We start from the raw sequence: 12368 nt of genomic DNA on the forward strand, positions 1-12368 counted from the left end.
TCTCTGCGGAAGGCCTTGATGGAATATTAAAAATCCATACTCATTAATTCAATTTTTTCGAATAATTCACCAACCCCTAAAGCAGCCACGATGATGAAAATTGCAAGAAGGATCTTCAGAATTGCGGGAATTGACCCAACAATATCTTTATAGTTAAATTTACTGGTGGAAAATAAACGATTGTTCGTGATTTGATTTGATGAAATGTTCATAATATTTGTTTTTAAGTGGTTAGAAATTTTAAATTCCAAAAATTAGCGGAAAGGTAAAAGCGACTATAATTGCCCAGATGATATACACAGGGAGGTAGCCGGCAATAACATTACCAACACCCTCGGGATTTTCTTTTTTAGAAGTCGCCTTAAGGAGTTTGGCTGTTACCATTACCAGGTTGACAAGAATCAACAGATTGGCACCAAGTACAGCAATTCGGTTTGGAGTAATTCCCAATTCAGAAATTCTGAATAAAATAGCTGAAAGTGCGATTCCATTCACCAGAATGGTTACTACAGAAAGAAGGATAAGAATAATAACTTCAGGCTTACTTTTATCAGATTCGGAAGAACCGGCAACAGAAAAGAAAATGATGGCCATCACTCCAATAAGAAGGACATTAAAAATAAGAAGGAATTCCCTGTCGTTGTATGGATCTTTTCCGGAATAAACCATTGCCACCAAATAAATTACCAGCATTACAAGTACAAGCGGACTAAAGATCCTGGCTATAACTGGGGAAACTTTCCCTACTAGGTGCGGATTCGTTTGTGTAAGATAAGTCCCCAAAATTGGCACGGCCGGAAGTGCAAAGACTACAATGTATTCAAAGTAGAACTGTTCAATATTAATTCCCAGCAAGGAGAAAAGCCCGATGGTAATCCCGGTCATAATACCACCTGCTATGCAAATGAGTGCTGAAATCACCAGGAGATCTCCGTTATACTTTAAAAAACCAAGCCGTTTTTCAATGTTCTTGCGTTTTCCACCAACGAAAGCAAATCCCAAAATACCCCAAAGGAAGAGTAACAAATGAATACAGGACAGGATGAGGGTATCACTTTCCTGTACGTCCGGAACCGAGTTGATGAAGATTACTCCCGTGAGAATAGTGATAACTATAACTGCAATTTTACCAATAGATAATTTATTTTTCCAGGCGAAATATGCAGCCAACATAGGAAATACTATGAACCCGATATTCCTGGGATAGAAAAATTCCTCCTCAATTCCGAGGATTGCAGGTAGCTTGGCGATAAAACCTGCAACGAGTGATGCAAAAAGGACGAATAGCAGGTCTTTTCCATTTCTCCAGTTAATTTCATCACTTTCGTAATTGAGCCTTTCATTCCAGAACTCAGCAATGAGGCTGCCTTTTACTTCAGGATAAAGAATTGCAAAGTCGCTTTTGAAGGTGCCCTTGTTAGATCTGTAAAGCATTTCAAGCTTTTCCGGATCCTTTAGGTGGGTTAATATTTGGTCTTTCATGATTTGTAATTTTAAATTAATTGTTATACTGGATTTTGATTTGAGTTATGCGTTACCCGGTTTTCGGAGTATTTTTATATTCATCCATACAAAAATTGAATGTTCTGGTTTTATGTATACAGTCACACAAGGCGATACAGGCGTCGGGATTATTACTGTCTGTGCATTGCTCTTTACATTCTGAAATTTCGATTTGAGGCATGAACAGAAAAAGGTTCATATATATTATAAAGGCTATTACCGCAAATACAGTTGCGGCTGACCCCGCAAAAAAATGTAAAGGGAACATGTTGCTCAATTCCTTTCTGGAAGGGACAATGGTTTTTGGAGCATCGGGAAAGAAAATAAATTTGAGCTTATGCCAATCCCAGCACAGCAGATAGAAACATGCGATCACCATAAGAGGAGAGGTGAGGAGAGACCCCTCAAACCGAACCGCAAAGGAAAGGAGAAAAATGTTCAGGATAATTGGAAAATATAGAAGGGCACCCAGAGTGGCAGTACGGGGAATAAACAATAGTACTGCTGCTGTCATCTGCGTTACTCCCACAAAAGGGTAGTAGAACCCGGTATGGTAAAAAGCCTCCAGGTAACTTCCCATAGGATGCGTAGTGGCTAAAGCAGTGAACCGTTCTCCATTCACTTTGACAAATCCTGAAGGTAAAAAACCCAATGCCAGCATTACTCTATTGAATATGGTGAAAAACCACAGCCATTTGTTTTGTCTTGCTTTTAAATGAATTCGATCTAATGTGGAGGAAATATTCATAATTAATATTTTGAAAGTACTTTGAATTACAAAGTTGTAATATAAATTTTTTTAGCTCTCACCAAGGCTTTATTTATGGGAATTGATAAGTTTTTCCAATGCCATAATATGTTCTTCGAACGCCTTCTTCCCCTGCTTTGTCATAAAATATCTGGTATTAGGTTTTCTGTTGACAAATGATTTTTTTACTCCTATAAATTCTTCCTTCTCCAGAGCTTTGATATGACTGGCAAGATTCCCATCGGTTACATCCAAATATTCCTTGAGCGCCGTGAACTCCAGTGTATCATTCACTGCCAGGGCAGACATGATTCCCAGCCTTACCCGGCTCTCAAAAGCTTTACGTAAACCGTCTATAATCACTTTCACATTTCATATTTCTGGTGCATAAAAATTCCGTACACGATGTGCATCAATCCAAAGCCAAAAGCCCAGAAAAAAATTCCGTATCCTATAAAGTAAGAAGCTAAGAGTCCCAATACAATCTGGACAATTCCCAGCGATTTAATTTCTTCAAATGTAAATTTACTTGTATTAACAAGGGCCAACCCGTAAAAAAGGAGGCTTGCAGGAGCCAGTAATCCGTATAATCCTTTAGAAAGGAGAATAATTATAAAGATTCCACCTGTAACCAATGGAATAGCCATATTGATGACAACTCTTTGGGTGGCAGAATTCCACAGTTTTTCTCCATCTTTCTGAGACTTTTTCTGGGATAAAAAAACTGCTGTCCCCACAGCCAATATCAGGATTGCCAATGCTAAAATGATAAGGTTTCCAACTTCCGCAGAGATTTCCTGCCTGTCTATTGTATTATAAACAATATTTTCATTGTTCACATAGAATAACCTGTAAGCGATATAGGCGCCAACTAAAGCATATATTCCGGCCAAAATTCCCGAGAGGCCAGATAAGGACAAGAACTTTGTTGACCGCTCCATCATAGAACGTATTTCTGTAATATCCTTAATGTATTTATCTTCCGTTTTCATAGAAAGTACTTTGTATTTCAAAGTTAATATAAATTATCGAGATTTAATTTTTTTTATTGAATAAAAATAAAAATAGTTGCTTTTAAAAAATCCTGAAGGAATTTGGTGATGGAAAAACAGCCTCTGAGATTAGCCGTGGATATGGTGTTAGTTGGCTGCTTTTTAACAGAAATTGTGGTGTAATGAACAAATATTTTAGTCCCGTTGTGGTAAGGGTGTCAAATAAATTAGCAATCAGAAAAAAAAACCATTTCATCGTTTACTTACTTTTTATTCGGGAATAAGCTTTTAATAATTCATTTAATAATAATGGCACTAATCCCATTCCTAAGGCCATTAGCCAACCTGGTCCGTCTAATAATTGCAATTTAAAAGCTTTTCTTAATACAGGAACTTCTAATACCAGCAATTGCAACAAAAAACCAAGTACAATAGCAGCTACCAAATATTTATTGCTGAAGAGCCCTAATTGAAAGATAGATTGGCGGTAATGCCTAAAGGCTAAAGAATAAAACAGCTGTGCAGAAATAATGCTCATAAATGCCATGGTTCTGGCATAGCTCAAAACCTCATCGGGAATGGATGAATCAAAAGGGGAGTAGCCATGTTCATAAAAACCAAACCAATAGGCAGAAATGGTGATAGCACCAATCACTAAACCGCCAAACAAAATACGCCAGCCTTGTTTATGTGCAAAAAAACTTTCTTTAGGCGGTCTGGGTTTATGCTGCATCACATCATCTGAATCTGGATCCATCCCTAGTGCGATTGCGGGAAGTGAATCTGTAATTAAATTTATCCATAGTAATTGTGTTGCAATTAAAGGAGTTGGCATACCTGCTAAAATACAAACCAGCATCGTGATAACCTCTCCAATATTGCTTGTAAGTAGGAAAAGTACCGATTTCTTAATGTTGTTATAAATATTTCGCCCTTGCTCTACTGCGGTGACAATAGTAGAAAAGTTGTCATCGGCTAAAATCATATCTGAAGCGCCTTTAGACACATCGGTCCCCGTAATTCCCATTGCGACACCAATATCTGCATGGCTAAGGGAAGGAGCATCATTAACACCGTCACCGGTCATAGAAACCGTATTTCCAGCTGCTTGTAAGGCTTTTACAATTATTACTTTATGCTGTGGAGATACCCGAGCAAATATTCTGTAATTTGTTATGTTTTGAATCAATTCATCTTCTCCAAACGCATCTAATTCTTGTCCGGTTATCGCCTGCGTTTTATCTTGGGCTATTCCTAACTGTTTGGCAATAGCAAAGGCCGTTTCTTTATGATCGCCAGTAATCATTATAGTGGTAATTCCGGCTTTAGCTGCTTTAGCTATAGCTGGTTTAACTTCAGTCCTAGGCGGATCTATCATTCCAACCAAACCGATGAAAATTAAATCTTCTTCCCAATTTTCTTCCGGAGGAATATTGGTTATTGGTTTATAGGCTACCGCCAATGTTCTTAGGGCGTGAGAAGACATATTCTGTATGCTTTCTTCAATAGCTGAACGTTGGTTTTCCTCTAAAGCAACCACCTTATCTCCTAAAAGTACCTGCGTACACTTGGGCAATAACCTATCTACTGCGCCTTTGGTGTAAATATTTTTTTCTTCGGGATTTTTTATAGCAACCGACATCATTTTCCTGGTTGCATCAAACGGAAGTTCGTTGGTACGCTTATGGGTTTTATTCCAGGTTTCTCTATCTAATTTTAAGTTATCTGCAAATTGAAGAAGTGCAATTTCTGTGGGGTCACCACTGCTTTTATCAGCATTTAAAGTAGCATCAGAGCATAAAACCATTGCTTTTGCCAATAATTTTACTTGAGGCTGTTGAGCATACTCTTGTAACTTAGCGGTACCGGTAGTTGGTGTAAAAAAAGCACTTACCTTCATTTTGTTTTGGGTAAGTGTCCCGGTTTTATCGGTACAAATAATATTGACTGCTCCCAAAGTTTCCACTGCCGGCAGCCGTTTAATAATGGCATTGCGTTTAGACATTTTGGTGACTCCAATAGAGAGCACCACAGCTACAATGGCTGCTAAACCTTCGGGAATGGAGGCCACCGCTAAGGATACTGCGGTTAGAAAAAGCTCGGTTACCTCTCTGCCTTGAAAATAACCAATCATAAAAATAAGTGAACAAACACCTACGGCCAATTTCCCCAACAATTTCCCCAATTCATCCAAACGCTTTTCTAAAGGAGTTTTGCTTTCGTTGGTATTGATGTCTTCGGCAATTTTACCGACCTCGGTTTCTTCTCCTGTGGCGATAACCACTCCCAAACCTCTTCCGTAGGTCACCAACGTGGACATATAAGCCAAATTAATGCGATCTCCCAAGGCACTGTTCTCATCTTTTAAGGTGCTTTGGGAGTTTTTATGAACAGGGACAGATTCTCCCGTTAACGCCGATTCTTCAATTTGCATATTGATGGTTTCGAGCAATCGCAAATCAGCAGGGATTAATCTTCCTGTTTCCAAAATGACGATATCTCCGGGTACTAGGGCCTCTGTGCTTACCTCTTCAATACTACCATTACGTTTTACCAAAGCTTTTGGCGAAGCTAATTTTTGAAGTTCGGCAATGGCTTTGCCGGCTTTTACTTCTTGAATTACCCCCAAACTGGCATTGATTAAGATTACCAACATAATAATGATGGAATCTACATATTCGCCCATAAACAAGGTGATGACCACGGCTCCCAGAAGCACGTAAATAAGCGCATCTTTAAGCTGGGCGAAAAACATCAACCAAATGCTTTTTGCTTTTTGTTCGCGCCATTTATTAAGTCCGTATTTTTCTAAGCGCTTTTGAATTTCTTCGGTCGTTAGACCGCGATCTACATCGGTCTTTAATTTCTCGACTACCTGCTGAATAGATTGGGTATGCCACATAAGAAAAGATGATTGTTAAAACGTAAAAGTAGAAGATTATTTTTACTGTTGCTAATGTAGTATTCTGTTAAGAGTCAGTTCTTTCTAAACCGATTTAAACCGTTCCTGGTAATTTAGCCCCCAAACCTACAAGAAGTTTAACGAGCGTAACGCTAATAAAAACAAGTAGGGCATAATTACATCTTTTCCCTGAAATGGGTTTTAAATTGCATAAATTTTACAATTACAGCGTTAATCCCTCAGAGTACTGCGGGATAGGGACGCCTTAGCTACTGCTATGTATTTAAAGGCTTGAAATAAATAAATTCATAATATTTGAAATTCTTTTGCAAGTGAACATATCACTATAGGTAGTACGATGATGCCAGAGTGACTTTCTCCCGATTTACCAACTGGATAAAACTAGAAAATTTGAGTTACATTCTTTTCGATGTGTTCTCTGGGAACCAGTTCCTCCAAAATTAATATGTGGCTTAAAAAATTTGAATGCTAAAGGGAATAAGTTCTCGTCACGTATTACAAATCTGCGCCCTCCGAAAACCGATTAAGGAGTCCTTGTCACGGATTACAAATCCCCACTTTCGAAACCTTCGAAAATACAGATTGAAAATATCTGGGTTTATGAAGTGCTCTTAAGGGAAATTTTATTAAATTCTGACCACAAAAATTAAAAGCTAAATAAATATAAGCCGATTAATTTCCGTAAAATCCTGGAGAGCTTATCTCCATCTAAATCTTTACTACACATGAAATCCAGCAATAAAAAAATTGAAAGTTATTTTACAAAACCGGGGGTAGGAATTGGTAATGTTGGTCTTAGCAAGGAGGACATAAAAACTTCTTTTCTGGAAAAGTTGTTTTACAGCTTAGGCAGGATACCTGTTGTGGCAACTCAAAACGATTTTTATATTTCACTTGCCCTTACAATTAGGGACAGGGTTTTTAGAAAATATGTAAAATCCCTTGAGCAGTATGCAGAAGAAGATGCACGGGGAGTAGCATATCTCTCTGCAGAATATCTTCCCGGCCCACACCTGGGAAATAATTTGCTCAATCTCGAGATCATGGAGGAAATCAGGGAGGCACTGGCTGAACTGAGCCTGGACCTTGACGAGCTTCTTAATGAGGAGGTGGAACCCGGGCTTGGAAACGGTGGTTTGGGAAGGCTGGCTTCTTGTTATATGGATTCCCTAGCAACGCTTGGAATTCCTTCTATTGCCTATGGGATACGCTATGAGTTCGGAATCTTTAAGCAGGAGATACAGAATGGATGGCAGGTGGAATCTACAGATAAATGGCTGCATAACGGAAATCCATGGGAAGTAATCCGGCCGGAAATTTCCTTTATTGTAAATTTTGGTGGACACACAAAGCATCGCAGGGACGATGATAATAAGTTGCATATTGAGTGGTTTCCAGATTCAGAAATAAAGGGAATTGCTTATGATACCCCAATTTTAGGTTATCAAAGCACTGCGATCATTCTAAGATTATGGAAAGCAGAGGCAACAGAATCCTTTGATTTTGCTGCCTATAACCTGGGAGACTATTACCGGGCAGTAGAGAAGAAGATGCGATCTGAAAATATTACCAAGGTACTGTATCCCAATGACGAGAACCTCTCCGGAAAAGAATTAAGACTAAAACAGCAGTATTTCTTTGTTTGCTGTTCGCTTCAGGATATAATCCGACTTCAACTTTTACAGGGACGCAAACTGGAAACCCTGCATGAAAAATTCACCATTCAGCTTAATGATACACATCCATCCATAGCGGTGGCAGAGCTTATGCGATTACTTCTGGATGAGCACCATTTGGAATGGGAAGAGGCCTGGAAAGTAACCAAAAACACTTTTGCCTACACCAACCACACCTTGTTGCCTGAAGCCCTGGAGAAGTGGCCGGTAAGTCTTTTAAGGAACCTGCTGCCCAGGCACCTTGAGATCATTTATGAAATCAACAGTAGATTCATTAGTGAAATAAGGGAACATGATTTTACCGGGGAGCAAATTTCCCGTATGTCTCTTGTAGATGACAGGGGAGAACCTACCATTAGGATGGCACATTTGGCAACAGTGGGGAGTTATAAGGTGAACGGAGTTTCCGCATTACATTCCGGGCTCCTTCAGGAACAGGTGTTACAGGATTTTGCTCAGCTTTGGCCTGAAAAATTCACTAATGTTACCAATGGGGTAACTCACAGGAGGTTTCTGGCGCTTAGTAATCCACGGTTGGCTGCCCTTATTTCTGAAAAAATTGGAAAGGATTGGCTCACCCACCTGGATAAACTAAAAGGATTGGAATCTTTTGCCGATGAGGAGGATTTCCGTAGAAAGTGGATGGAAGTTAAACTGCATAACAAAAAGAACCTTGCCAATCATATAAAGGAACTTACGGGGATTACAATTAATCCAGAAATGCTTATAGATGTGCAGGTGAAGAGAATTCATGAGTATAAAAGGCAGCATCTCAAAGTCCTTCATATTTTGAGTTTATACCTGCGGATCAAAAAAGATAAGGACACCAATATTCCACCAACAGCATTTGTTTTTGGTGGAAAAGCTGCCCCGGGTTATTTTATGGCTAAACGTATCATAAAACTTATTACCGCCGTGGGTGATCTAATTAATAATGATCCTGAAGTTAATGAGATTTTAAAGGTGGTCTTTTTGCCAAACTTCAGTGTGAAACTGGCACAGCTCGTTTACCCCGGAGCCGATCTTTCTGAACAGATATCCATGGCGGGAAAAGAAGCTTCAGGAACCGGAAATATGAAATTTGCCCTCAACGGAGCCCTCACCGTTGGAACTTTAGACGGGGCCAATGTGGAGATAAGAGAGGAAGTAGGGGAGGAAAACTTTTTCCTTTTCGGCCTTACCACAAAGGAGGTGGAGAACAAAAAAGCGGAGGGGTATCATCCATATAAAATTTATTCCGAAAATGAGAAATTAAAGAGAGTGCTGGATTTTCTGATGTCCGACGAGCTTACAAATGGAGACCCGGAACTTTTCCGCCCTGTTTATGACAACCTCTTAAATCAGGACCCTTATCTTTTACTGGAGGATTATCAGTCCTATGTAGACCAGATGGAAAACGTATATAAAGTATGGCAGGATCCGGGAAAATGGGCACGCATGTCTATTTTGAATGTGGCTAATATGGGTAGATTCTCAAGTGATAGATCAATACGGGACTACTGCGAGAAAATATGGAAAGTGGAAGCGGTGAAGATGCAAAGTGAGTGAGAAACCTAAATGTCATTGGCCAATTTTCTTAAAATAAATGATTATTATCTCATCCCGCAAAAATCAAATTCCTTTGGCCGCTGTTCAAAGTAAAATGACTTCGAGCTACACCGCGAGTTAATAATTGTCAATTTCACAATGTTTTCTGACGTTGAAACGAATTGTTTTAAGATCTTATGTTTGCAGACAGTTCTAACTAAATTGTAACAAGGAATCAGAAGACCTTAAGATGCCCATCGTTTTTTTCGGATTGCAGCAGGTACTAAAAGGAAACAACGTAATCCTTCTTTTAAAAACGCCGGCCGTGATGCAGTGCTGGGCGGGTTCAGTCAGGAAATGGTAGTGTAGCCTTTCAGCAACGAAAAGAAAGACTTCGGGCAACAAACAGTTAAGGATCAAAGTAATGAGGCTTCGCGCAGCTGGGTTAACAAATACATTTCGACTGTGATCGATCTTACAGCCTTAGTTCAAATCTCTACCTAATATGACAGATACCGGACATACATTTATAGGTTAAGGCTAAACCAGATAATTAGTTTTCTCCTCAGATTTTATTTTTTTTCAAAACAATAATCTAAATAAACGATAAAAATAAAAGGATCAATTAAGTCAATGGAACCGCCAACAGGGGAATCATAAGTTCATCGATTAAATCTTTTTTCTTGTTTTCGGTAAATAGTCCATAGAGAAAATTCTTTTTTCTATGGCCCGCAATCACCAGGTCAATATTTTGCTCTTCTACAATTTTTTTAATCGATTTGATTACCGATCCTTCAATTAAAAGTCCCTCGGCAGCCACATTGTGTTTTTGAGTTATCTCCCTTGCCCATTCCTTAATAGAGGCCGCTTCTTTTTTGTTTTTTTCAGCCTTTTTATCGTAAATATACTGTGGGCCAGCCTCCCGACTTAGATAATCATCTGTATTTGCTTCTGTAACGTGAATTATCCAAATCTTGCCATTATTGAATTTTGCAATTTCAACTGCCTGAGCAGTTAATTGGTCTGCATATTTAGCCTCATCTATGGCCACAAGTATATTTTTCATGATAAATAATTAAGATTGTTTAAAGTTAGGCAAAAAGAAACATTAACAGAACTTCACTTCGGGTAAATTTCCTTCAGCTTGAACAAAAAATCTAACCATAATTTTCTATAAATTAATGGAAACCGGTAAGGAGATCCTGAGAATTAACTTCAAGACACTCATTAACTCTCCCGAAATTTTTCCTCCCCTTTGGGGGGTTGGGGGCTACAGGCACGAAGTCATGAAATCGAAGATTAGACGAAGTCAAACTTACTTAGCTGGTAATTGAGAACTCACGAAGCAACAAAAGACCTCGCTTATGAAGATTCAGTATAAATTTCAATACAATGGGCGGTTTTAATGCAATTTTAATATATTTACCCGCCTATAAATAAAGATTTAGTACTTACCATCAAACTTGTTAATGAAACAATACCTCTTCCTGGCTTTTGTCTTATTCTCTCTTTCCCTTTCTTTTTCACAGGTAGAAAAAAATAATAAAAAGATCCGCGTTTTTCTGGACTGTCAATCTTATTGTGATCAGGATTTTATAAAACGTGAAATTCCCTTCGTAGATTATGTAAATGACCGTTTCCAGTCTAATGTTTTTATTTTATCAAATCATCAGGTAACGGGGAGTGGCGGCCGCGAATATAAATTACAGTTTACCGGAAGAGAAATATTCACAGGGGTAAATGATACGCTATCCTTTGTAAGGCAGGCAACCGCGACCGATGATGAAGAGAGGCAACAAATGGTACATACCCTCAAATTGGGTCTTGTAAAATACCTTGCACGCACTGAACAGGGGAAAAATGTACAGATAACTTTTAAGGAAGAAGAGGGAGGGGCCGAGATAGGAACAGAAGAACAGCATGATCCTTGGAATTTATGGGTATTTAATGCCCGCCTCAATGGGTACCTTAACGGGGATAGGAATTATTTTAGCAACAGCTTCAGTACAGGTTTTTCAGCCGCCAGAATAACTGAAAAGTTTAAAACTACAACCTCTGTTAGCTACAGCGTGAACAGGAATCGTTTTGGTGAAGGGGAAGATGCCTTTGAATTTTCAAACGAAAATTACCGGGCAAACAACACTACCGTATGGGCACTGGGAGATCACTGGTAAATTTTCACAATTTACTATGTACAAGACATTAATTAATTAAGAATGTTACAGTTTTAGTTTGCAAACTATGTCTTTTAGTTAGTTCTCTGGCTGCGCAAAGTCTTCAGACTTTGCGCTTTTCTAATACGTTTCATAGAATAAACTTCGTCAAAGTTTAACTTCGTTGAACCTGCGATTTCCCGACTTTGAAACGAATCATGTTTCAATAATACTCACTTTTACTATTATCCAACCCATTAGAACATCTGCAACAGGATTATCGGCTAAAGTGATTTCTTTTAGCACACCATTTCCATTAACATAATTGAAGCAATGGAATAAACAAAATCAGACGCCCGGGTCACAATTCCGGCCCGCACCGGGTTTATATGAATGTAGTCCAGTTTTGACTATAGAAATTTTTCGGTATAGATCTCCTTTGCATGGTTTCCAAACTGCCATATTTGGTAATTCTTATTTATGCTATGACTAATACCTTTCCGGAGGAGGACTGTGGACTTGGGGATCTGCTACTGTATAGTACTCGCCTTACGTATATCTCCATAGGAGGTCTTAAATCTTATAATAACGAATATATAGTTTTCAATGAATAAGTAACCTGGGTCATCTATTCCCTTTATGCCCGGGGAAAATTAAGCAGAGAGATTTTCGCTAAATTAAATGAAAATATTGAAACTCTGATGACAGAGAGAAGAGGATTTGTAAAGTACAGGGATTTTAACCAAAAGCTAATGCAGCTTTACGCTCACAGAACACCCGGGCAAAAAAATCCGGATCTGTATCCCGAGATCATTAAAAATTTTAAAAAAGCTGTTCCCATTCAAA

At 38.7% G+C, this 12368-nt stretch carries 9 protein-coding genes; 2 read left to right on the forward strand and 7 right to left on the reverse strand.

Annotated elements, in window-relative coordinates; genetic code table 11:
- Window positions 1-26: 26 nt before the first annotated feature.
- The 6 genes from GILLI_RS16080 to GILLI_RS16105 all read right to left on the reverse strand — a co-directional run bounded on the left by GILLI_RS16080 (window position 27) and on the right by GILLI_RS16105 (window position 6145).
- Window positions 27-212 carry a hypothetical protein gene (locus GILLI_RS16080; protein ID WP_006990180.1) on the reverse strand — a complete coding sequence of 62 codons (186 nt, stop codon included), beginning with the start codon at window positions 210-212 and terminating at the stop codon, window positions 27-29.
- Between the two features lie 28 nt (window positions 213-240).
- Window positions 241-1482, reverse strand: coding sequence for a DUF4153 domain-containing protein (locus GILLI_RS16085; protein WP_006990181.1), 1242 nt, complete (start codon window positions 1480-1482; stop codon window positions 241-243).
- Between the two features lie 52 nt (window positions 1483-1534).
- The gene (locus GILLI_RS16090; protein ID WP_006990182.1) at window positions 1535-2251 is read right to left on the reverse strand and encodes a hypothetical protein; all 717 of its coding nucleotides are present in this window, start codon (window positions 2249-2251) and stop codon (window positions 1535-1537) included.
- A 69-nt stretch (window positions 2252-2320) separates the two neighbouring features.
- Entirely contained in the window at window positions 2321-2620 is a 300-nt protein-coding gene (locus tag GILLI_RS16095; RefSeq protein ID WP_006990183.1) for a winged helix-turn-helix domain-containing protein, read from the reverse strand.
- Window positions 2617-3243, reverse strand: coding sequence for a hypothetical protein (locus tag GILLI_RS16100; protein ID WP_006990184.1), 627 nt, complete (start codon window positions 3241-3243; stop codon window positions 2617-2619). The genes GILLI_RS16095 and GILLI_RS16100 overlap by 4 nt, the downstream gene beginning before the upstream one ends.
- A gap of 259 nt (window positions 3244-3502) precedes the next feature.
- Window positions 3503-6145 (reverse strand): cation-translocating P-type ATPase, encoded by a 2643-nt coding sequence (locus tag GILLI_RS16105; protein ID WP_006990186.1) that lies wholly within the window; start codon window positions 6143-6145, stop codon window positions 3503-3505.
- Between the two features lie 746 nt (window positions 6146-6891).
- On the opposite strand from GILLI_RS16105, the gene GILLI_RS16110 reads away from it, so the two are divergent.
- Window positions 6892-9390 carry a glycogen/starch/alpha-glucan phosphorylase gene (locus GILLI_RS16110; protein WP_006990187.1) on the forward strand — a complete coding sequence of 833 codons (2499 nt, stop codon included), beginning with the start codon at window positions 6892-6894 and terminating at the stop codon, window positions 9388-9390.
- A gap of 604 nt (window positions 9391-9994) precedes the next feature.
- Here the strand turns inward: GILLI_RS16110 and GILLI_RS16115 are convergent.
- Window positions 9995-10435, reverse strand: coding sequence for a universal stress protein (locus GILLI_RS16115; protein WP_006990188.1), 441 nt, complete (start codon window positions 10433-10435; stop codon window positions 9995-9997).
- Window positions 10436-10838: 403 nt separating this feature from the next.
- Here GILLI_RS16115 and GILLI_RS16120 point away from each other — a divergent pair, with 403 nt between their 5' ends.
- Window positions 10839-11543 carry a hypothetical protein gene (locus GILLI_RS16120; RefSeq protein ID WP_006990189.1) on the forward strand — a complete coding sequence of 235 codons (705 nt, stop codon included), beginning with the start codon at window positions 10839-10841 and terminating at the stop codon, window positions 11541-11543.
- Window positions 11544-12368 lie beyond the last annotated feature (825 nt).

The organism is Gillisia limnaea DSM 15749, from assembly GCF_000243235.1.
GTDB lineage: Bacteria > Bacteroidota > Bacteroidia > Flavobacteriales > Flavobacteriaceae > Gillisia > Gillisia limnaea.

Coding starts and splice junctions, on each gene's coding strand:
- GILLI_RS16080 (WP_006990180.1), bottom strand. CDS start 212: ATGAACATTTCATCAAATCAAATCACGAACAATCGTTTATTTTCCACC.
- GILLI_RS16085 (WP_006990181.1), bottom strand. CDS start 1,482: ATGAAAGACCAAATATTAACCCACCTAAAGGATCCGGAAAAGCTTGAA.
- GILLI_RS16090 (WP_006990182.1), bottom strand. CDS start 2,251: ATGAATATTTCCTCCACATTAGATCGAATTCATTTAAAAGCAAGACAA.
- GILLI_RS16100 (WP_006990184.1), bottom strand. CDS start 3,243: ATGAAAACGGAAGATAAATACATTAAGGATATTACAGAAATACGTTCT.
- GILLI_RS16105 (WP_006990186.1), bottom strand. CDS start 6,145: ATGTGGCATACCCAATCTATTCAGCAGGTAGTCGAGAAATTAAAGACC.
- GILLI_RS16110 (WP_006990187.1), top strand. CDS start 6,892: ATGAAATCCAGCAATAAAAAAATTGAAAGTTATTTTACAAAACCGGGG.
- GILLI_RS16115 (WP_006990188.1), bottom strand. CDS start 10,435: ATGAAAAATATACTTGTGGCCATAGATGAGGCTAAATATGCAGACCAA.
- GILLI_RS16120 (WP_006990189.1), top strand. CDS start 10,839: ATGAAACAATACCTCTTCCTGGCTTTTGTCTTATTCTCTCTTTCCCTT.